Source organism: Cesiribacter sp. SM1, from assembly GCF_020178975.1.
Classification (GTDB): Bacteria; Bacteroidota; Bacteroidia; order Cytophagales; family Cyclobacteriaceae; genus Cesiribacter.
Genome location: NZ_JAHXBU010000009.1, coordinates 1 through 22090, shown reverse-complemented (window position 1 = coordinate 22090; position 22090 = coordinate 1). Strand labels below are relative to the sequence as shown.

23 protein-coding genes are annotated in these 22090 nt (G+C 43.9%); 5 read left to right on the top strand and 18 right to left on the bottom strand.

The genetic code is table 11. The features are described 5' to 3' along the window. Positions 1–92 precede the first annotated feature (92 nt). The 9 genes from KWJ01_RS02445 to KWJ01_RS02410 form a co-directional block, all read right to left on the bottom strand. Positions 93–1661 carry an ABC transporter permease/substrate-binding protein gene (locus tag KWJ01_RS02445; protein WP_224994719.1) on the bottom strand — a complete coding sequence of 523 codons (1569 nt, stop codon included), beginning with the start codon at positions 1659–1661 and terminating at the stop codon, positions 93–95. Further along, a complete protein-coding gene (locus KWJ01_RS02440) occupies positions 1661–2572 on the bottom strand; it encodes an ATP-binding cassette domain-containing protein (protein ID WP_224994718.1) in 912 nt (303 codons plus the stop codon). Before KWJ01_RS02440 ends, KWJ01_RS02445 begins: the two co-directional genes overlap by 1 nt. Positions 2573–2628: 56 nt before the next feature. After that, entirely contained in the window at positions 2629–3021 is a 393-nt protein-coding gene (locus tag KWJ01_RS02435; protein ID WP_224994717.1) for a nuclear transport factor 2 family protein, read from the bottom strand. A gap of 168 nt (positions 3022–3189) precedes the next feature. Next, a complete protein-coding gene (locus KWJ01_RS02430; RefSeq protein WP_224994716.1) occupies positions 3190–3816 on the bottom strand; it encodes a Crp/Fnr family transcriptional regulator in 627 nt (208 codons plus the stop codon). A gap of 327 nt (positions 3817–4143) precedes the next feature. Beyond that, on the bottom strand, positions 4144–4536 hold the full coding sequence (locus KWJ01_RS02425; protein ID WP_224994712.1) for a tyrosine-type recombinase/integrase: 393 nt from the start codon (positions 4534–4536) through the stop codon (positions 4144–4146). Between the two features lie 158 nt (positions 4537–4694). Next, the gene (locus KWJ01_RS02420; RefSeq protein ID WP_224994711.1) at positions 4695–5048 is read right to left on the bottom strand and encodes a phage integrase SAM-like domain-containing protein; all 354 of its coding nucleotides are present in this window, start codon (positions 5046–5048) and stop codon (positions 4695–4697) included. Between the two features lie 184 nt (positions 5049–5232). Beyond that, complete coding sequence (locus KWJ01_RS27895) at positions 5233–5358, bottom strand: hypothetical protein (protein ID WP_255651004.1); 126 nt, start codon at positions 5356–5358, stop codon at positions 5233–5235. Between the two features lie 676 nt (positions 5359–6034). Further along, positions 6035–7069, bottom strand: coding sequence for a sodium:calcium antiporter (locus tag KWJ01_RS02415; RefSeq protein ID WP_224994710.1), 1035 nt, complete (start codon positions 7067–7069; stop codon positions 6035–6037). A gap of 156 nt (positions 7070–7225) precedes the next feature. Continuing rightward, positions 7226–7540, bottom strand: a complete 315-nt coding sequence (locus KWJ01_RS02410) for a hypothetical protein (protein ID WP_224994708.1) — start codon at positions 7538–7540, stop codon at positions 7226–7228. Positions 7541–7848: 308 nt separating this feature from the next. On the opposite strand from KWJ01_RS02410, the gene KWJ01_RS02405 reads away from it, so the two are divergent. The 3 genes from KWJ01_RS02405 to KWJ01_RS02395 all read left to right on the top strand — a co-directional run bounded on the left by KWJ01_RS02405 (position 7849) and on the right by KWJ01_RS02395 (position 10045). Then, complete coding sequence (locus KWJ01_RS02405) at positions 7849–8811, top strand: manganese catalase family protein (protein ID WP_224994706.1); 963 nt, start codon at positions 7849–7851, stop codon at positions 8809–8811. A 28-nt stretch (positions 8812–8839) separates the two neighbouring features. After that, on the top strand, positions 8840–9193 hold the full coding sequence (locus tag KWJ01_RS28215) for a heavy-metal-associated domain-containing protein (RefSeq protein WP_370634638.1): 354 nt from the start codon (positions 8840–8842) through the stop codon (positions 9191–9193). Positions 9194–9262: 69 nt separating this feature from the next. Further along, positions 9263–10045 (top strand): DsbA family protein, encoded by a 783-nt coding sequence (locus KWJ01_RS02395; RefSeq protein ID WP_224994705.1) that lies wholly within the window; start codon positions 9263–9265, stop codon positions 10043–10045. A gap of 57 nt (positions 10046–10102) precedes the next feature. On the opposite strand, the gene KWJ01_RS02390 is transcribed toward KWJ01_RS02395, so the two are convergent. Together KWJ01_RS02390 and KWJ01_RS02385 are read right to left on the bottom strand one after the other, a co-directional pair. Next, entirely contained in the window at positions 10103–11113 is a 1011-nt protein-coding gene (locus KWJ01_RS02390; protein WP_224994703.1) for a potassium channel family protein, read from the bottom strand. 57 nt (positions 11114–11170) lie between these two features. Then, positions 11171–13378, bottom strand: a complete 2208-nt coding sequence (locus tag KWJ01_RS02385) for a copper-translocating P-type ATPase (protein WP_224994702.1) — start codon at positions 13376–13378, stop codon at positions 11171–11173. A gap of 132 nt (positions 13379–13510) precedes the next feature. Between KWJ01_RS02385 and KWJ01_RS02380 the strand changes: the two genes are divergently transcribed. After that, on the top strand, positions 13511–14122 hold the full coding sequence (locus KWJ01_RS02380) for a DUF2911 domain-containing protein (RefSeq protein WP_224994700.1): 612 nt from the start codon (positions 13511–13513) through the stop codon (positions 14120–14122). 473 nt (positions 14123–14595) lie between these two features. Beyond that, positions 14596–15294 carry a hypothetical protein gene (locus tag KWJ01_RS02370; RefSeq protein ID WP_224994698.1) on the top strand — a complete coding sequence of 233 codons (699 nt, stop codon included), beginning with the start codon at positions 14596–14598 and terminating at the stop codon, positions 15292–15294. A gap of 3 nt (positions 15295–15297) precedes the next feature. On the opposite strand, the gene KWJ01_RS02365 is transcribed toward KWJ01_RS02370, so the two are convergent. The 7 genes from KWJ01_RS02365 to KWJ01_RS02335 all read right to left on the bottom strand — a co-directional run bounded on the left by KWJ01_RS02365 (position 15298) and on the right by KWJ01_RS02335 (position 21722). After that, the gene (locus KWJ01_RS02365; protein ID WP_224994696.1) at positions 15298–15507 is read right to left on the bottom strand and encodes a hypothetical protein; all 210 of its coding nucleotides are present in this window, start codon (positions 15505–15507) and stop codon (positions 15298–15300) included. 16 nt (positions 15508–15523) lie between these two features. Next, positions 15524–16783 carry a DUF389 domain-containing protein gene (locus tag KWJ01_RS02360; protein ID WP_224994694.1) on the bottom strand — a complete coding sequence of 420 codons (1260 nt, stop codon included), beginning with the start codon at positions 16781–16783 and terminating at the stop codon, positions 15524–15526. A 77-nt stretch (positions 16784–16860) separates the two neighbouring features. Next, positions 16861–18204: an amylo-alpha-1,6-glucosidase gene (locus KWJ01_RS02355; protein WP_224994693.1), complete on the bottom strand. Its 1344-nt coding sequence runs from the start codon at positions 18202–18204 to the stop codon at positions 16861–16863. Next, on the bottom strand, positions 18194–19792 hold the full coding sequence (locus tag KWJ01_RS02350) for a vitamin K epoxide reductase family protein (protein WP_224994691.1): 1599 nt from the start codon (positions 19790–19792) through the stop codon (positions 18194–18196). Before KWJ01_RS02350 ends, KWJ01_RS02355 begins: the two co-directional genes overlap by 11 nt. A 108-nt stretch (positions 19793–19900) precedes the next feature. Then, the gene (locus KWJ01_RS02345; protein ID WP_224994689.1) at positions 19901–20233 is read right to left on the bottom strand and encodes a four-helix bundle copper-binding protein; all 333 of its coding nucleotides are present in this window, start codon (positions 20231–20233) and stop codon (positions 19901–19903) included. 178 nt (positions 20234–20411) lie between these two features. After that, on the bottom strand, positions 20412–20948 hold the full coding sequence (locus tag KWJ01_RS02340; RefSeq protein ID WP_224994687.1) for an AraC family transcriptional regulator: 537 nt from the start codon (positions 20946–20948) through the stop codon (positions 20412–20414). A 390-nt stretch (positions 20949–21338) separates the two neighbouring features. Further along, positions 21339–21722 (bottom strand): hypothetical protein, encoded by a 384-nt coding sequence (locus KWJ01_RS02335; RefSeq protein ID WP_224994686.1) that lies wholly within the window; start codon positions 21720–21722, stop codon positions 21339–21341. Between the last annotated feature and the right edge of the window lie 368 nt (positions 21723–22090).

Here is a 22090-nt window from a genome sequence, read left to right as displayed (position 1 = left end):
GCAGTCCTCAAGCATCCCTTAAACAATCTTAAGTAATGCTCTTAACATTGTTTAAGAGTAATGACCTCGCTAAATATTAGATATGGCTAATATCAATCATTCTTGAGATAGTCACTTAATTGTGAGATCGTTGTTATTCCCAATGATTCAGCCTCTTCTTTACGCATCATCAGTGCATAACTGTTATTAAACCCAAGTGGCTGTGTCCACTTTAGATTGTATTGTGACTGAAATTCCTGCTGAACGTAGTTGTATACACTGTCAGCACTTAGCAATACCCTTTTCAAAGTCTGTTCATCAGGATGAAGAATCACAAGCAAACCCGTGCCCGTGTACTCCACATAAAAGTCAATCTGATTATTAAGCAGTGCATCAAAACAGATCTTTGTTCCACCCAGGCCTGTACTGGTTACTGGTTTTAACTGGGTGTGGCCGGCAATAAGCATTGAATAGATACTGGCCAGGGTGTATTGCTCGGTAAATACTTTAGAGCCAATGCGAAAAACCCCTCCCTTTCCGCTTTGAGGTTCACGCCATAAGCCATGCTGCAGCAAAAACTCCTTTGCAACCTGTTCGGGGCTTTGCTTCAGGTGGTCAACCTTATAGTTCATGGCAATCATCACTGAATCAGTGATTTTTCCGGCTAATAGATTGAGTACCTCTTCTACTTCGGGATGTGATTTAAGAAAATCCATTCGGACAACAGGCGCGGCATGGTATGGCGGGAAGTTATGTTGATCATCCTCTAGGATTACCAGATTGTAAGCTTTCACACGTCCGTCGGTGCTATAGCCTCCAATAACATCCAGCTTACCATCATCAATGCCCTTATACATCATGGCGTCATGAATCATCACTGTATTCATGTCTAGCCCATAGACCTTTTTTAGCCCCGGATACCCATCCTGACGTCCCATGAATTCTGGTTCGAAACCGGCTAGCATTTCCTTGCCAGCACCAAATGGTGCGAAATTGATCCATGCTGCTGCCAGTAAGAATACAGGAACTACTATGGAAACAGCTTTGATACTTCTGATAGAGATACCCCTAAACAGCGCGAACAAATGATCAAGAATTATAGCAAGTACGGCAGCAGGAATAGCGCCCGCCAGAATCATGTTCGAGTTATTGAGTGCTATGCCTGCGAAAATAAATTCCCCAAGTCCGCCTGCAGCAATAAAAGCTGCCAGCGTGGCAACCCCAACATTGATAACAGCAGCTGTTCTGATACCCGACATGATCACCGGAAAGGCTAATGGCAGCTCGACCTTCCAAAGCCGTTGCGATTGACTCATACCAATGGCGGTTGCCGCCTCCAATACACTGCGGTCAACCTGTGTTATTCCCGTGTATGTATTCCGTACTATAGGAAGGAGGGCATACATAAACAGCACCACAATGGCAGGCAGCATACCGATGCCCAGAAAAGGAATCAGAAAGCCAAGTAGTGCAATGCTGGGGATAGTTTGTAGAACGCCTACAAAGCCAAGCACTACACCTGCAACTTTTTGCTTTCTGGCGATCAAAATACCTAGTGGAACCGCCACCACAATGGAGATAATCAGGGAAATAAATGTAAGCTCAAGGTGCGTTACTGTTTGCTCCAGTATCTTGCCTCCCTGCTGTAGGAAGAATTGCCCTAATGTTTGCGATTGTTCCATCAGCGATAGTTTGATTTAAAGGCCCTGAATGCCTGCATCAGCGCTGAAAAAGAAGTTATTTTCTTTTCTCCGCTAGTATGAACAATAGTAAATGCTTCGCCCTGGTATGGAACATCAATGAGGCTTTGCAAAATATCAAACAGGTGTTGAGAAGCATTGAATTTCAATTCAGATTGCGTAGTCTGATCCACTGTTTCAATGGCATCCCAATAAGCATTAATAGTAACTGCCTTTAATTCTAGAATGAGTTGTTGATCGCCCAAAAACTGTGATACAAAGCCTTGCTGATTTCGAAATACAATTTCACTTGCTGATCCTGATTGTATGATTTTGCCTTCGCTCATTAAGCAAATGCGATCTGCCATATCAAATGCTTCCTGTACATCGTGAGTTACCATCACGATGGTCTTATTCCGGAGCTCATCCAGTTCGCGAAATTCTCTCCTGATGTTCTTGCGGGTAATTGGGTCAAGAGCTGAAAATGGCTCATCCATCAAAAGCACTGGCGGGTTGGCTGCCAATGCTCTTGCCAATCCAACTCTTTGCTGCTGGCCCCCACTAAGATGGCTGGGATAAACGGAAGCATAGTCATGATAGGGAAGCTGAAGTTTCTCCATCAATTCGCGAACCCTTCCATTTATTCTTTTTTTGTCCCATTTCAACAAGGAGGGGACAACTGAAATATTTTCCTCTACGGTATAATGTGGAAACAGCCCCATGTTTTGCAACACAAAGCCAACTTGCCTTCGGAGCATTTCAGGGGGTTGTGCTAATGCATCTTTACCATCAATAAACACCCTTCCTTGATCAGGTGATATCAACCCATTGATCATTTTAAGGGTAGTAGTTTTGCCCGATCCACTCGTTCCCAGTAACACCATGGTTTCGTCCTGGTGAACTTCGAAACTCACATCTGATACTACTGGTTTTCCCTTGAAACTCTTTGACAAATTCTCTACTCGTATCACTATAGGTCAACATTAAACATGTAGCGGTAAATCTTCCACACGCCATTATCATTACGAAGCACGAACAGATCACGGCTGGTATTTGATTCTATCTGATTATTAGATAGTTGAAGGGTTGTTGCCGTTGTGGCCACCGATTCTACAAATGCAAAGTCCCCATGAATAGCAATATCCTTGATCTGATATTCAATCTTGAAATTTCTATGATCGAAGAAATCACCGGCAGTAGCCTCTAATTGATGTTGATTTAGCGTCCGATAACCATTTGGCAGGAAGCGACCATCTGAAGTAAAGTAACCTCCTATAGCTTTTACGTTAGCGGTGGTCAAGACCTCTGCATATGCATTGATAAGATCTTTTATCGCTTGTGTTTCATTACTTTGTGTGCCCATATCTTATTATTTATTAAAATCCCTTATCCACTTGGCCAGCGTACTGAAATAAATTCTTAGATGGGTTTCAGTCGCTCATGACTAATGGAAAACCTAGGGCAATTTGGGCACTTTACTTCAGGTACACCTATAAAGAAGTTTAAGAAGTACCCTTAAACAAGTTTAAGACTAGCGTTTTGAGGAGAGGCTTTTTCGAACCTTACTCAAAAATTCAGGAGTGACACCGAGATAGGATGCGATTTGAGTTGATGGTAGGCGGTTGGAGAGATTTGGGTACTGTTCTATAAATGCGGTATATCTTTCTTCAGCCGTAGAACTGATGTTCTGCAGAACCCGGTTTTGCAGTTCTACATACTTGTTTTCGATGATGACCCGGAAATAGCGATCAAACTTGTGATGATTGATGTATAAATGAAGGAGGTCTTTCTTCTCTATTTGTAACACAAGACAAGGTTCTATGGCCTCTATAAAAAGCTTGCTGGGTTTTTCGGAGAAGAAGCTTCCTATATCAGCTATCCAATTATTCTCTGGAGCAAACTGGAGATTATTTTCAGTGCCCTTCTGGTCTACACCAAACATTCTAAAACAACCGCTGACAACATAAGTATAAGCCTTACATACATCCCCTTCCTGCAAAATATACTGCCTTCTGCGAATAGTTCTTTCACGCATCATGGAGCGAAGCTCGTCTCTCTCGATTTCCTTTAATGGCATGATGTTGCCAAAGTATTGGAATAGACTCTCCAGACTCTCATTTGATACATTTCCAGGGTTTTTGTCCGGTGACATATCCATTTCAAAATCTTGATTTTATACCCTTGAGTAAAAGAGTCATATTATATGTTTACTGAAATTGATCCTCCTAGTTCTAAGGAAGGTTAAAATATAGTTTACTTAAAAATAGAGAGAAATCAAACTTACTTATACTTCACTATTCAACTTTTAGCCTTGATACTACCGAGCGATTTATATATTCGATTCTATTGATTTCACTTTGGCTAAAGTGAAACTTTGCAAAACCCGCTCCTATTCAATTGAATACAATTTTTCAGAGTTTCTCTCTTGTGAAGGTTTCACTTTCCGTACTTCTATGAACAAACTGAAACCAGAACACTATTGAACTCACTCATAGACAGCCCCACATAACCGATCCCTCAACTGCAATATATCCTCACTAAGTTTCTTTTCCACAACTTTGGCATAGATCTGCGTGGTGCGGATGCTGCCATGCCCCAGCATTTTGCTCACCGACTCAATGGGAACACTGTTGGCCAGCGTAACGGAGGTGGTGAAGGTATGGCAGGCCAGGTGAAAGCTTAGGTTATTATCAATGCGGCAAAGGTATGCAATCTCTCCCAGATAGCTGTTGAGCTTCTGGTTAGAATGGACAGGCAGCAGTCTTACCTGCACATGTGCCCGGGGGTCTTCTTTATACCGCTCAATAATGGAGAGCGCCTGGGGCAGCAGCGGCATTTGAAGAATTATCCAGACTTGCGGCGTTGCCCCATCAGCCAAAGCGCTCCATCCATAATCTGACTACCAGGTCTGCTTTCAGTTCGCTTACTTCCACATAAGAGGCACCGGTTAGCAACTGAATACAAACAGATCACGTACCCGGTCCAGACACTGTACAGAGAAGCGCTTCTGCTCCACCCTAAGCAGTTCCTCTAGGCTTAGGTGTCCCCGCTCGTTTTTTCTAATCGTGCTTTAAACTTCTGAAAGGATCCTTTTGGATCCATTCTTCTTAAAAAGCAAGGTTGATCATCATGCGTAGGCGCACAATGTGCTTCATTGCACCATTCTGGCCGCAGGGCCTTATGATCGGTTAGCTTACGGTTCTTTAGAAATTTCTCAGAGTTTTTGATGAACTTGTAGTTGAGCTCCTCCAGGTAGAGATCAGTAGTTTTGTACTTCTCCTTTAAAAACAACCGCACATACCTACAGGTAGTGTAGTAGTTCTTTTGTGTACCCGGCGCCAGCTCCCCTTTCGTAATCCAGGAGCTCCTGCAGCGATTTGCTACTTTCATCCTCGCCCAGGTAGCGTTGTTTAACAGCCTATGCCGTAAGTAGCTTTCTTTCCCTTTCCAGCTCCTGCCGGCAGTCATAGAGGCGGTTGCGCACCTGCTCCAGGTAAGCGGCCAGTGCCCGCATCTCCTCTTTGTTACCCCTGACGCTCCCCTATCCCTCATCCCAGTTGCGCATGGTGACTTTTCATTTCAGGGAGAGGTCCAGGCTTTTGCCATCAACGGTAATACGGGCATAGACCGGCGCCAGGTCTCCCTTGAGCTTGTATTTCTTGATAAAAAAAGAAATGCCAAAGGTGTTTTTTGCTTTCATACAATCTTATTTAGCGGTACTTGAATCCAAATAATCTGTGCCCTTTCAAAAAGGGGCACGGAAAAAGGCCTAAAAAACACTAAATCCAGCCGTTCGCTACGCCCTATAATTTCACCGTAATGCGCTGTAATACAATTATATACAACTGTTTTCGTTCCCTTAATTTATAAAATAAAAAAGGGACCACGAATAAGCACATTTTTGTTGAGATTGTATGAATGATTTAGGGGGTATAAAAAGAAAAAAACCTCGGAATCTTGCGATTTAGAGGGTTTTGGGGGCTTTTGACAAGCCACTTAGTCGGGGTGGCAGGATTCGAACCGTACCCACACCCTAAAAAAGGCCTTTTCCTGCATCTGGAGGCGGTTTTTAGGCCAAAAAAGCTACATTTTAGGCCTAAAAAAATTCCACTGGAAGCTGCCAGTTCATTTTGAAAAAATCTGGCTTTAGGCTACCTCTCTCCTTTTTCTTGGTGAGTCATTACTAGGAATGTGTAGTCAAGATGATTGTATTTTAAAGGTATCTTCAAAACTCTTGGTTTTATTAAGATACTTGTTTTAACTGTCACTGGCACCCCTCAAGATTCACAAGTTATTCTAAAGAGCAAAATAAAATCTACCACACTTAGGAGGTTAGTGACAACATTTTCGGTGTGACCTCAAACCAGAATTAGGGATTAACTACTACTTCCCGACCCACCAGTAAAAACCTGCAGTACTCCAAACAGTACCACGGCCACATAAACAAGTGCAACAGCTGCTAAGGTAAAAACCTGCCAGCGCTTGAAGCCGTGCACTCCTTGGCTTCTACCCCAATGGATAAAAGCAGCATAGAGAACACCTACTAAACCTACGAAGCTAAGGACAGTGGCAAAAAGGGGAAAATTGTTTACCGGAACCGTTACCAGGGCCAGGGGAAGAAAGGCTACCGTTAAGGTAACTGCATGATCTCCTATTACGCTGCTTACTCCTGAAGTAATCTGTCCGCTCTTGGCCACACTCCAGGTAGCAAAGATCTCCGGCAATGCTGCCATAGGAGCTGTGATAAATAAACCACCTACTATTTTAGAGATCCCCAGTGCCTTTACAATATTTTCAGTAGCCAGCACGGTAAAGTAGGCTCCCAAGCCTAATACAGCCACCCCTGCTACCGCTAACCAGATCTCTTTCTTTTTCCACTCCACCTGCTCACTTTCCTTTTTTCCCCGGAGTAGTGCCTGTAACAGAAATACAACATACATCCCCAGCATGATCCAGCCATCTATAGGCTGCAGGCCACGCCAGTCAGGGGGAACAGTTAATATGGCCACTACGGCTATAATTACCAGATAAGGGAGAGCCAGTACTGTAACCGCTGTTTTATTTACCCTTAGCAGGTGCTCCCTTACATGCATTTCGTGTCCCTTATCTCTATTCTCCTTTTTCAGGTGACGGGTAGCAATGTAAGCAGTGACCACCATAATAGGAATTGCTATAACGTTGGAGCCAAACATGGTACCCAAGCCAATATCTCCAACTCCGGTAATGGCTGCTGTGATGTTGATCCCTATTTCAGGGCTTGCTGCAGCCAAACCTACCAAAGCACCACCCGCTGCCACGGAAAAGCCCCATTGCTTCCTCAACTTCTTTAAAGGATGTGCCAGGTGCTCGGCACCCCAGTGAGCTGCCCATACAGCCGCTAATAAGACTAATACCCAGATCCATACACTCATAGAGCACCTCTTTTTGTCAGTTCAGCACGTTTCGATCGAAACATGAATAAATTTTCATGAATCATTTTTTCGCGTCCATCTAATAGACAGGCAAGCAGAGAAAAATAATTTTTCCTTCAGTAACAGCTTCTAAGGCTACCTAAAGCACCTTTGTTTTTATACTGGAGCCTTAGCCTCTTCTACCTTTATGGTATTCATCTTTCCCTTTTTTTCTTGCCGATCGACCTGCAGCCATATTTCATCTTCTGCATTTATCTGCTGCAGTACGGCGACTATCTTAGGAGTAGCCTCATCGTCTAGCAGTACCACTTCGCCCTGTGTGTTTACCAATCCATAACCACTTTCTACACAGTGCCCCATTAGGGCACAGGTCTTGGTGTGGTTCTTGGCTCTGCTTCCCATTTCTGCCACAGGATTGGTTCTGATGCAGGCAATATCCATGAGATAGCCTTTTAGTGTTTCTTTTATCATATTACATCTACTTGAACTTCGACCTTTTTCCCTGCCCTACAGATAGTTTTCTTCTTAACTGATTTCAGCAATACCCTCTTTAACAGCATTCATACTTTATGTTGGGATACTACAGTCAATGAGGGACGCTTATGCATTTTGAGCACTATCATTAGTTAAGCCTTTGAGCAACTGATGCATTACTATAAGCTCTGTATAATAGGTAAAATTTATATGCTTATAAGTATCGTTTATAAACTTAGTCTATGATACTCTGTTGCATCTTTGGGAGAAATGCTCCCTTTAGTGTTTAACAAAATTTTTTCATTATGTTTTATCATGTAAAGGAACTGCAATTCAATGCACGGGTATCAAAGCCCGATCCTAAGTTTGCCAGCATGCTGCTTGAGCAGTTTGGTGGAGCGAACGGAGAACTGAAGGCTGCACTACAGTATTTTGTGCAGGCTTTTCCGGCTAAGATGCCCCATCCCGATAAGTACGACATGCTTATGGACATTGCCACCGAGGAATTCTCCCACCTGGAGATTGTCGGTGCTACTATCCAGATGCTCCTGGGCCCTACCAGCGGTGAGTTAAAAGACCAGGCAGATCAGTCTGAAATCATGGACCTGCTAAAGGGTAAGGAAGCGAAAGAAGAGTTTATACACAAAGCCATGGTTAATCCGCAATTTTTTGATCTCAACGGAGGTGGCCCAGGCTTAACAGATAGCCAGGGTAATCCCTGGACAGCAGCCTATGTAACAGCCAATGGTGATTTAACTGTTGACCTGCGTTCAAACATGGCGGCAGAGTCAAGGGCTAAAATTGTGTACGAGTACCTGATGCAGTTTACCGACGATCCCTATGTAAAGGAAACGCTCCGCTTCCTGATGACCAGGGAAATTGCACACTATCAGATGTTTGAAGCAGCCCTGGAAACCATTAAGCCTAACTTCCCTCCCGGGGTGCTGCAGGGCGATCCACGCTACAGCAACACCTACTTCAATATGTCTAGTGGAGAGTCCTACAGAGGCCCCTGGAACGAAGGCAAAAGTCCATTCCTGGGAGAAACCTGGCAGTATGTGGATGATCCTATTGGTCATGTGATTCAAACTAACGGTATGCTGGACCAGCGGCCAATAGGTACTCCACGCACCCAGGATGATGTGGAGAAACAGAATAAAGAGTTGGGCAAAATGCGCAGCGAGAAAATACGTGAGTCTGTTCCTAAAGCTGATATTCACTGGAGTAATTACAGCTCTCGAGATCGTGAGCCAGGTCGTAATCTGTAAAAGAAAGTTAAACTATTCATTGCGATCATTGAGAAAGGAAGAGCATACCCTGCTCTTCTTTTTTGCCCTCATCGCAGATTGTGGGATAAATAGTGTTCCATTGCATAGTAATTTAGCCCTTTATCCTGCTTTTTCGTTACTAAAGAAGCAAACATTATTTTTTACTATGGAGATTGTACATTTTAAAACCAACATCAACTGCGGAAGCTGTGTAGCTTCGGTGAAACCTTTTCTTGATAAAGAAGAAAGTATTAATAATTGGCAAGTGGATACTACTGGTAAAGACAAGCTACTGCGTGTTTCAGGTCAGGATCTGGATCCACAGAAAATCAAAAATCTAGTAGAACAGGCTGGATTTAGAGCAGAGCTGGTAGAAGAATAGAAAATCCATTGAACAATTAAACACTACCGCCACAGCCGTAGTGAAAGTCCATTTTTGAAGAGTAATAAAGTGAGTAGCACTGTACGTCCACCAGAAGATCAACCTCAACAAGAATCTCTTATTGAGATCGAATATTACACCGACCCGCTTTGCTGCTGGAGCTGGGCATTCGAACCCCAGTGGCGGCGCCTACGCTATGAATATCAAGGATTGATAAAATGGAAATACCGCATGGGAGGGTTACTAGCTAACTGGAATAACTTCAGCGATCCTCTGTACTCTGTTAACCGCCCCTTGCAAATGGGAGCCGTTTGGCTTGAGGCCCATCAGCTAACAGGACAGCCCATCCACAATAGAATCTGGGGCGATGATCCCCCTTCTTCTTCTTACCCTGCTTGTATCGCTGTTAAATGCACTGCTCTTCAATCTACAGATGCACAAGAAGCATACCTGCGTCATCTGCGGGAGGCAGTAATGCTCCAAGGGCAGAATATTGCAAAGGAAGCTGTGCTGTTTGATGTGGCAAATGAACTAGCGTTTCGACAGCCAGGCCTACTTGATGTAGAACAACTGGAACAGGATTACCGCAATGGCAAAGGGCAAGAGGCTTTCCGTGAGGACTTGTACAAAGTGCGTTTTGGCAATATCTCCCGCTTTCCAACACTTATCCTGCGTAAGCAGGGCAGACATGCTTTCATGATTGTGGGCTATCGTCCTTACCATGTACTTCAGGATGCTCTCCGACAGGTAGCTCCAGGACTTAGACCTGTTCAAGAGGCTGATGGTGCAGCCGTTTATAGGAACTTCTGGGGCAGTACTACAGAGAGAGAAATAGAAGAGGCGTTAACATAGGGAAGCAGTTGATGCTGTACTACCGCAGGTAATCAAGGAACAAGCTGCAACAACCACTCAACTAGTTGTATTTTGAAGGTCCTGCCATTTCCATCCATCCTCTTTAACCAGTTTAGCCAATACAATACGTGCTTGCCTGGTAGCATCATCTACTGAATCCAGCACTGCCTGCTGCTCTACCAGTCCTTTTTCTATCAGCATGTTAACTTTGGGGAGTTCAGGCATGGTGCCTTTTTTATTTATGGAGGAAACCTCTGTGATTACTTCAATGTAGTTTTCAAGTGCTGTTTGCAAGGAGCTTAGGTCATCTTTGCTGGGCCTTATGTCACTTTTTACGTACTGATTCAGGATAAGCAAGGCATCATATAGTGTAGCAATTCTCAGCACAATGGCATGCTTTGCTTTGTGGGTGTGAAAGTAGTGTATGACTGGATATGCTTTATGATTTTGACTGTGTTCAATCAGCATATTAGAAACGTCAGAGGCCTGGGCAGTCAAACGATGAAAGCTTTTTCCATCCCAGCTGCTAAGCACCAGCTGCTGCGCACTTTGTCCCATACTACTTAACATGATGCCCAAATTACGCTGTTTTATGACCCCTGAAAGTACTGGCAAAAAATAGGTGATTGACATGGTAATAAGCACCAGGCCTGTTAAAGCATAAACATCTGTCAATATTCTCCACTCAATCTGGGAGCCAATAAAATCTCCCACGCCCAAGGTAGAAACTGTAAATCCAGCGTAGTAAAACTTTTCCCATGCATCTGCTGGTAAGCGTGTACTACTGCTGATGATGGAGCCTGATTCGGATAGGAGTATCAAGAAAAAGCTTCCCCAAAGACCCAGTATCCAAAACAAAAGAATTATCACTAACAGAAGATAGCCAACATGATCTAACATACGAGACCTACCATTCTGACCAGAAAGCTTTAAAAACAGTAACCATATACCATGAGACATAGGGCTGGTTAACCAGCCCCCTCCCTGCATGGACAATGTGGTTTTGATGATATCCATTACAACAGACATATAGATGATAACACCTAGAATAATAAAAATGTAGTTCATTGTCTCCAGTTAAAGAAATGGGCTATCTTCTTGTAGAAGTACCGCCCTAAATAAGGTTTATTGTTTTATTTGTCTTTTAAGCAGTTGTGCATTGATGGCTACGATAACAGTACTTAAGGACATTAGTGCTGCGCCTACGGCAGGAGAAATCATAATGCCCTGCTGATAGAGCACACCAGCTGCCAGCGGCAGTGCTATGATGTTATAGCCTGTAGCCCATATCAGGTTTTGAATCATTTTGCGATATGTAGCTTTACCAAAAAGGATCAGAGAAGCAATATCCTGCGGATTACTGTTCACCAGGATGATGTCGGCTGTCTCGGCAGCAACATCGGTACCAGAGCCTACGGCAATACCCACATCAGCTTGTGCTAGCGCCGGGGCATCATTTACTCCATCGCCTGTCATGGCTACAAACTCCCCATTTGCCTGTAGCTCTTTAGCTTTTTCTTGTTTTTCATGTGGCAACACGTTAGCCATGTAACCATCCATGCCCAGTGCATCGCTTACGCTCTTGGCTACACGTTCGTTATCGCCTGTAATTAGTAAGTTCTTGATACCGTTTTCCCTAAGCACCCGAATGGCTTCTGCTGATTCAGGCCTGATCTGGTCGCGAAGGGTAATGTAACCGACTACCTGGCCATCTACCATAACATAAACAGCTGTCTCAACACCCTCTTCAGCGGCACTATTAGGCACTGATATGTTAAACTCTTTGATGTAGTTAGGTCCCACTACTTTTACATCTCTGCCTTCTACCTTGCCTTCCAGGCCTTTGCCGGGCAGGTAGTTAAATGACTGCGATGCAGGAACCTGAATGTTTTCTTCTTTTACTTTTTTTAGGATGCCCTGGGAGATGTAATGCTCTGAATTCTGCTCCACCCCGGCTGCCAGCCGTAGCATTTCCTGTTTGCTGATACTATCTCCAAAGGTAACTACACCGGCTACCGTGTGAGAGCCCTGTGTAAGGGTCCCGGTTTTATCGAAGAGGATGGTCGTAATTTTTCTGGAGTTCTCAAAGGCTGTTCTGTTGCGGATCAACAGGCCATTCTTAGCCGATACTGCTGTTGAAATGGCTACCACTAACGGTATGGCCAATCCTAGGGCATGCGGACAGGAGATCACCATCACCGTTACCATACGCTCCAGGGCAAAATCAAGCTCTGCACCTGCTATAAGCCAGCCAGCAAACGTGATAAATCCTGCTGAAAGTGCCAGATAGGTAAGCCATTTGGCCGCACGATCTGCCAGCCGCTGGGTTTCAGATTTTGTTTTCTGGGCGTCCTGCACCAGGTTAATTACCTTCTTGAGGTAGCTTTCTTCCCCGGTATGTTCTACACGCATCTGCAAAGAACCATTGCCATTGATAGAACCACCGATCACTTTTTCTCCTTTTGACTTCTGCACGGGCTTGCTCTCCCCGGTAAGCATACTTTCGTTTAAGTAGCTTTCCCCTTCCACAACCATTCCATCAGCTGGTACTTTTTCACCAGGCCTTACCAGAATCACATCTCCCTTTTGTAGTTCTTCAATCGGCACCTGCAATGTTTCACCACCTCTGATTACATGGGCAGTGGCTGGCATCATACTTACCAGTAGTTCCAGTGCCTTAGATGCCCCAAGAACAGATTTCATCTCAATCCAGTGTCCTAGCAGCATGACCACAATTAAAGTGGCCAGCTCCCAGAAAAAGTCCATGCCCTCTAGCCCAAACACAACAGCGGTGCTATAGATATAAGCTACCGAAATGGCCACACCAATCAAGGTCATCATGCCGGGAGAACCTTTCTTTACCTCCTCCACAAGACCTTTTAAAAACGGCCAGCCACCATAAAAGTAAATGATAGAGGAAAGTCCAAAGGCGATGTAGCCAGCATAAGGTACCTGGAGGTTAAAACCCAGAATATGCTGTACCATTGGGCTTAAGATGATCACTGGTACGGAAAGGGCCAGCGAGATCCAGAAGCGGCGCTTAAAATCCTGAATCATCTTTCTATGATGATCTCCATGTCCTGCATGACTACCATGGCCACCATGCATGTCATGGCCGCTATGGTCTGCATCCATCTTGTGCCCCTCATGTAATTCATGATCCTCATGCCCTCTATGCATTGGCGGCCTGTCTCCTATCTTTTCCTTTTCAGGGATTGCCTTGTTGTGAGCATGCAGTGTCTTTTCCTTTAACTGATCCTGGCTGTTACGCACCTGACCTTTTGCCTTTTCTTTTGGGTTATGATCATGATGATTGTGGTGTGAATGATCCATAGCGTTTAAAAAATTTGATTTTTTAACAGTTGAGAGTACTGCATTTAGCGCTCCTATTGCTTTAAAAATAACCCAACAGCACCCTATTAGTTTTTTTCAAGCATATTTGTTCTAATAAATCATTGTCTAAACATGAAAAATACTTTTGCTATAGCCATTATTTTGGCAGTTGTTGCTGCATGTCAAAGTAATACTGCAGATGAGCAACAGAGCAGCCAGGCAGCAGAACACCAGCACCATTCAGAAGTACAACAAGAAAGTAAGCCTGAAGCAACAGAACAGAAGAAGCCCCTTAGTCCTCACACCAGCGCTATGGCCATGGTGGGCGATGCACACATTCATATTGACTACAGCTCCCCCCGAGTGCGTAACCGTGTGATCTTTGGTGGGCTGGTTGCCATGGATGAAGTTTGGGTATCTGGAGCGCACAAAGCAACGTGGCTGGAAACCAATAAAGCTTTACGAATAGCAGGCAAAACACTGCCTGCAGGAAAATACGCGCTCTTCACAATTCCTGGACAGGAGCAGTGGACGGTGATTTTTAACAAGCGTTGGGACCAGCATGGCAAGGATGAATATATTGAAGGGGAAGATGTTTTCCGCTTTAAGGTACAGCCGGAAATACTGGAGCAGCCCCAGGAAGAGCTTACCTATGAGGTAAATAAAAAAAGCGAAACAGAAGGCACTATTTCTCTGGCATGGGAGAAGAAGAAGATTAGCTTTCACTTTGAAGTGGTGCAGTAGTCGGTGCAACTACACAAAAGAGGCTGTTTCAGGAGAAGACCTGGGATAGCCTTTTTTTTTGCCTCTAGTTTAACACATTAAACAAGCATGATTTCTACCCGTTACATTATTAAGCAACGGAAGTTTAGTTTTAAGAAGTTTAGTTTTAATCAACTTGTATGGAAATATTAAATTTCAAAAAACAACATTAAATGCGGAGGATGTGTAAAGACAGTCACTCTCTACCTGAATAGTGAAGAATCCATTTCAAAATGGCAGGTGGATACGGATCATCCTGACAAGATATTAAGTTTTTCCGGTGAACATGTAGACCTAGTGTAGTGAAAAGTCTTGTGGAACAGGCAGGCTTTAAAGCAGAAGTGGTGCGGGTGTTAGGAATCAGCGGTGACGATTTCTAAAAGGCTTATATTATATCTTAAACAGTTAGCAAGTGTGTTTGCATACTTAACAGTTACACTCATAGAGCTTAGCTTATGAATAACGGCACCGATGTACTTATTGAATATAGCCAGCAGCCGCTACAGGCAAACCAGCAGGTAGTACTGACTTTGGCACCATTCAATACAAATCAGAACAATAAGCTACTCTCTCTGGAAGAGCTTCACACCCGCTACTATCACCTTCTAATCGTCTCCAAAGACCTTTCCTTTTTTGCCCATGAACATCCCCTGCAAAACGAGAGGGGTTATACCTGTCCATTTGTTTTTCCCTTTGGTGGCGAGTTTGTCCTCTATAACGACATTAAACCTGTAGGTGAAGAATCTGTAGTGATACCTAAATCAGTGCATGTCGAAGGTGAAAAAAGAGCAGCTGTAAACTACAATGAAGAAAAGCTGGAGGCTTCACAAGGTGAACTGCACGCCCGGCTAGTATACGGTGGCTCTGGTCCTGTTACAGTAGAACTCCAGAAATCAGGTGAGAAACTTTCTGCCAATATGGTTGAAGATTATCTAGGGGCTAAGGCCCATGTGGTGATGATCGAAGTGGCCAGCAAAGCCTTTCTACATGTTCATGCTATGGCCCATGATGATAAGCTGGTGCTGCACACATCCTTCACCTCCACTGGCACCTACAGAGTATGGATACAGCTTGTCGTGGACAAGAATCTTTATACGCTGGATTTTACCCTTCCCATTCATGCTGTTTCCAAGCAGGGCCACCATAGCCATTGATTATTACATCATCTGGAATAAGGCTAATAGTTGTGTTTCGATCCATCGTTCAAGCCAAACCATCAGCACTATTCCAGCTACTACAACTATTAGCGCTTTTTCTATTTTCATGCGTAATAATGCCGACATGTCTTTGCCCCAAATAGAAAAGAGCATGCCATAAAGCAACAGTAAGGCAATAGCACTTATCAAACTGGATAACAATAAAATCATAGCTCTGAAAAGTTGATCATTCCTCTAACACGGTTATTTGATATATCTTATGAATACTTTCATCACGAAAATCAAGGTTATCTTCCAGGTACTGCTTTACAGTTCTTTTTAAACTTTGCTCTGCTAAGGTAGTGTCCTTGGAAAGAACCGTTGTCTGAATGTAGACAACCGGTTTGCCATGTAGTGTGGTGTTTGTGAAACTAGCACTTTTACTTATCACTTCGATATTGTCAATGTTCTTTAGTTTACTCTCCAGTTCCTGGGTAAGTTCAGTACTGATGCTGCTCTTTTGTAAGTAAGGTGGATTACTAAACTGCCAGTACATCATAGCACCAATGGCGAGTACAGCAAGCAAACACGTGCTGATGAGGATTGATTTTTTACCGTTCAGAAATCTAATACCGCCAGGAGTAACTTTTCCGTAAAAGTAAAAGACCATCGTTGCTGATAAATGAATACCCAGGAGTTGTAGAATAATCGTGAAAACGCTACTGGAGATGATTTCTGCATCCATCAAGTACAATCCGATGCCAACCAATCCAACTGGAGGGGCCAGTGATGCCGCTACAAGTATTCCAACAGCAGCTCCGGAGACTAAGCTATCTCTTTCAGATTGACAAACATTCACTGCACCTGCAAATCCTGAAATCAGAGGAAGAAATACAGCATATTTTGACACATGGCTCACACCAATCATCATGGATGTAAATGATTGTAGAGAAAAGATCATTGTCATCAAAAAGCTAGCTGTAACTCCAATGAGAATAGCCAAGCCATAGCGTTTAAGACTGCTTTTCAGAAGGGGAGTTTTACCAGATGCTGTGGCCAGAGCTGCGTTCATCGCTGGCCCTGCAAATGGTGCCACAAGCATGGCTGCCACAAGCAAATAGGAGGTGTTTGTTACAAGGCCAATCCAAACAATCATGCCTGCGACAAAAGAGTACCCGATAAGTCCAAACATGGAACCAACGCTCTGGATACCTCCCAGATATATTTCGAAAGAACTTTTGGCACGTACATCTGCTACCTGGTCAGGTGCTTCTGATTCAGGGGGATACAAGGTGATGACACCTCTAGGAATCAGACTTATTTCCCTTTCATCAATCTCTCCTATGCTTCTTAAAAAGTCATCTATGTTATTATTTGGTAGGAAAATGATGAAAACGTCGTGCTCCTGGTTTTCAAATTTGATGGTGTTTTTGCCTTGATGTTCACTTATTGCTTTGTTTATTCTTTCCTTGTGGCCTTGTGGGACCTTTAGTATCAATTGACGCATTATGTAAAAGTATGTTCATCTATAGAAACTTGTTAAAGTAATTGTTGTTAGTTTACATTTTAGTCTGTACTGTTTGCTTACTGCACTAAACGACCGCTTCTGCTGTTTTCCATCTTTACCATATCCACGATCAGCCCTGCCCAGGTAAAATCTTTTGCTCCATAGCCCTGGCCAGTGTAAGGGTTGTAGTATTCCCTGAAGCCACTGATTTCTATAAGTTTTCTTATGCTTTCTACCAGCTTTGCTGCTTCCTGTTGATGCCCCTTCTCCATCAAAAACTGATGTAGAAACCAGTTATTAACAATCCAGGTGGGCCCTCGCCAGATATAGGGAGATTCTGTAGGATTGAAGGAAGGGCTGTTTTGAGCAACCGATGGAAGTGGAAAAGGTGTATCAAACTCCTGACTATTGAGCAGATGCCGATTGATTACTTTTTGAGTTATAGATTCAGGTATACCCTCTAGCACAACCGGAAAGAAAATGGTGGGCGTTAAGACCTTGATTTTTTCGTTTTCCTTGCCGTACACATCAAGAAAAGCAGCTGATGCCTCATCGTACATTACGGAAATAATACTGTTCACTACTTTTCTTCCAAGCGTTCTGTAGCGCTCTGCATCAGGATCGTTTACTGCTTCGCATAAAGAGGCAATGGCAAACAGGTTTTGTGCATAAATGGTGTTGAAGCCAACCTCCTTTACCAGAAAGTACCCTTTTTTATAGATCTTCTTTAAGTTATAGTTATTGGCAAAATTCCTGAAGTCCACTCCTACATACCGAAGAAACAGCCGCCAGTCTCCCTTTCGCTGAGGCATGCCCAAGGCTTCATCAAACGTGGGTTTGAAGTCAATACCAGACTCAAAGGGGGAAATAATGGTGATTAGTCCATCACCTTCAAAATCACGGTTACGAGCAATCCAGTCGAAGAACTTCTTAAGCTTAGGGAGCATTAGCCGCAGAAACTCTTTGTCTCCGGTATTATCCCATATTTTAGCAACCGCCTGGGCTACCAGCGGGGGTTGGATCAAGGCTGACATGTGCTCCTGAAAGAAGCGCCTGCCCAGGCCTGGTTTCAGTTGGAAGATGTCAGTACTACGACCAGGTCTTAACCTGTCCCAGTAGATCATGTGCCCCACAAATCCATCTTCTTCCTGAAGGGCAAAAAGGCTTATAAGGTGCTCCTTAGCCATTTCCTGCTCCCCCAGGGCACTGAAAATGAATACATGAAAGCAGGTATCCCAGAAAAACTGGAATGGGTAACGACTAGGGGAAGGCTTGGTGTAGTGAAACTCTATTTCCTTCCCCCGGCAGTGGCCTTTGATCATATTTTCGTGCAGCAGCTTACGCACCCGATCAAAAAGCTCCTGGTCTGATGGGGAAAGAGGTTTGTTGGTAACGACACTTGTTTGATTTCTATTTAACATACTTGTCCCAGAAGCCGTAGTTTTCAGTTTTAGGCCCTTTTGGAAGTGCTAGTGCTGCAACCAACAAGCCTGCAACTGAACCGATAATGTTCAGCGTTAGGTTATCAGAGTTTACCAGCCATGGCCCTACAGCTACTATCAGGCCAAGCAGGATGTTGAGGTAACGGCCCATACGAAGCACTTCACCCATACAAATCACGGATACTACTACTACAAGCGATCCGCTAAGATGAAAAATATCTGAAGGCGTAGCCTGTATATCAAAACCCAGCAGGCCAGGCACAAACATCAGCCCAAGACCGATAAGAGTAGAAACTGTTAAGGTCCAGGGAAAACTCATGCCCCAGATAGAAGCCTTATAGACTTTGCCGGGCATTTGGGGCAACTGCATCAGTTTAGGTGAGCGTTCATCTTTGTTCATCTCAAAGGGTTTACCACCTTTCCAGAATACCTTCCAAAGGTTATCACCTCGCTTCTTCGCCTGTTTCATGTGCTGAAACATGGCGACAACCTCATCGGCTTCTAGTGGGATCATAGGTAGCATAATGGCTGCTGCAAGCAGGCAAAGGGTACACCAGGCTCCCACCATTACTGGCTGGGAAATCACTAAAAAGATGTGTACCAGCCCTAGTGGAATTACCAGAATACCAAACACTGCCACCATCCACGGCATAGTTCTCCAGCGGCTGGGGCTGCCCATAAAGCCCATCAAAAACTCAAAGGTATAGGCCAGGGCACCCATGGCACCGTCAGAAATAAAAATAGAGTGCGACATCTTAGAGTTGAGCACCTGCCGGGTACTTTCTCCAAAGAAGGGATCCCAGGCGTGATCAATATACCCCAGCTGAAAAGCCCCCAGGTAACGTGATACACCCCAGCCTGCAAAGGCTAGCACAATCATGATCCAACGCTGGGGCCAGCTGGAAGGGTTGTATGTCCAGCCTGGAGGTATTTCAGAACCCATTTTCATGTACATGATCATATTGGGCATGCCTGGGATCAGGATCGTAAGAGAAATTACCAGCATGCCAATCAGAGTGTTGTTCAGATAGCCGGCAGCCGTTGGAGACCAGAACAGCACGGGTGCAATACTAAGCCAGATGCCGATAAAGCAGCAGATCCAAAGACTGACAGGCCTGTTGGGCGTAAGCGAACGCCAGCCAAAAAAGATCAACCCAAGGCCGCTGATGATATCACTCCATTTCATAAAAAGGATGCGCTGTTCCAGCGACAGCCAGAGGTCGCGGCCACCGCTGGGATCTACTGTTCCTTTGGCATAGCTGAATGTCAGAGGTGAGAGCACCATCCACACCCCCAGCATAATGATGACCCAGTAGATCCAGAGCGTTTGCATATGGTGCATGTGCAGCATGTTCTCCCGCATCTCCTGGCTCATCTTATGACCGTCGCCATGTCCATGGTGCTGCTTATCTTCATTTCCTTTCTCGTGCTTCTGGTGGCCTTCAGCATGATGTTCCTGTTGGTGCTGCCTTATCTGCTTCTCTGCCATGGGGCGGCTCACGCCTCGCATAGCCATGCCTCCCTGCTTTTCCTTTTTATCTTGATGATCTTTGTTGTGCTCTTTCATGATAGTGCTAGCGTAAAAAAATGAAAGCTTAAATGTGTTGTAGCCCATAACACTAAAAGCACTAGCCCCCTAGAGCCAGTGCTTATAATTAAGGAATCTTTAAAAAGATTAAGCGCCTACACCTGCATAGCTGCGGCACGCTTGCTCGCATTCAAAGCATGCACGAGCACACTTCTGGCAGTGATCCATCTTATGCTGCTGGCATTCTTCGCCACAGGCACGACAGATTTCAGCACACTGTTGCAGGATAGCACCTGCATAGGCCGAATGCGAAGCTACATAGCTGTGGGCCATCATACATATTTTAGCACAATCCCGATCTAGGCGAATGCACTTCACCATCATTTTGATGTTGTCTTCGTCCAGACAAGCATCTGCACACATTTCACAAGCGGCGGCACAAGCAGCCAATTTTTGAAGCAATTCTCTATCGTGAGCCATGATTAAAAAGTTTGAAGGTTATAAAAATCATTATTCCTTTAACGTGCTCTCATTGGTTGTGTTTATGAAATGCGTGTTCTGCAGCTTCAAAAGCTGTACAAGATCCAGTTTATTATGTATAAAAAATTGGTAAGTTAGCCTCACCAACTTCAATAGACAAGGATTCTTTAAGATGGATCTATAGCTGATCCAGGCAGTTACGTTTAGGTATTTTTAATTCCTTAAATTCAGAGACGGATAAGCCCGCAACATTTTTGAACTGCGTGGAAAGGTAATGTACGCTGCTATAACCAAGTTTTGTGGCAATCTGGCTTAAACTAAGGTCACCATAGTCCAAAAGCTCTTTTACCCGCTCAATCTTTTGCAGCACCAGGTATTGCTGAATGGTAATATGCTTTGATTTAGAAAAGAGCTTGCTCAAAGAGGTATAGTTAGTGCCCAGGCGCCTGCTTATGAAGATAGATAGGGTTTCATGGCTCCCCGCTTCCAGCTGATGGAGGTAATCGAGCACAGCTACTTTGATTTTTTCCACAGTAACCGCATCCTTCTCCTGAATGTATTCGAACCCTACGGCTTCTAGTTCCTTGCTAATTCTGGGCAGGTCCAATGTTTCCGCCCCAACTATATCGACATAACCAAGATCTACATGCAGTACCTCCAGGCCAAGCCGGCTCAAGCGTTCACGCACAACCAGGATGCATCTGGGGCATACCATGTTTCTAATGTGAAGGGTAGTGCTGTTTTTTGATTTTACCGGAGAGTTCATTGGCTTTTAGAGTACAATACCCAGTCGAAAAGGCTGGTGGTGTTAGAGTTTCTATTAACCCTTATATAAGTGAATTATGTGTGACTTTGTTAAGTCTGCAAAAACGGCCGTTTATTAAAACATAAAACCCTCCTTTTCCGGGACAGCCAGACCAAAAGCAAACCAAAAGCAAACGTTTTCAAATCGAAATCAAACCTGTTGCAAACTGAATTGACAGGACGGGGATTGCCTGTCTCATGATTCGGCCGTTTTATTAGACAGAAGTATTGCACCTAAGGATAAAGTGTATGCAAACTAGAGGTACTGACATTCTTCTGCTAGAATACTAAGCCTAGCATTTTATTTTTTTCCTGGAAGAAAGGAACTCTCATCTAGCTGGACAATTTCAACTTCATCAATAGCAGCTATCCTATACCCCCATTCATAGCAGAATTTATAGGTTCTATTATTCAGGTCCTTTACCTGAGTGTAGAAGTCAAAGTTGAAGCCCTTCATGAGAAGCATATCCTTTTTGGGTTTCAGTTTCTTCACTTCATTTAAGTCTTTCAAAACCTCACGATTATTAAGTAAAATTTTGTTAACAGCCCTAACACATCGCTCATCTACAGATTTTTTTCGGTTGTGATATGTAGCTCGACACAAATCATTACAATAAATCTTGTCAAACCTTCCATCTAGCTCTTTTGAGCACGTTAAACAGCGTTCATTAGCAAGAAATGCCATTTTTATCCATTTTATACCCTCGAAAATATACGGAAACAGTACGTAAAAACCACGTATAAAAACGAATATAAACGCTTAAATACATCAATAAGGTACTCTTTATTCAAATAACACCCAGCCATATACTGCTAGTTCTGGAGCAACTATCTGTAATCAGAATATTTTTTGACTCACATTTATCTGTTAAAAGGGTCAAAACATTTAGGGAAGAGTCACGGATTTAGAGTTATACAAAATCGACTGACTTGTCCTGAAAAAAGTTGACCACAAAAATGGTTAACTTATGGTAGAACTTTTTCAGCTACGCATGCAAGAGCATGAACTTTCAATGCGCCAGATGGTGGAAGAAATCCACCGGGGTCAGCTCA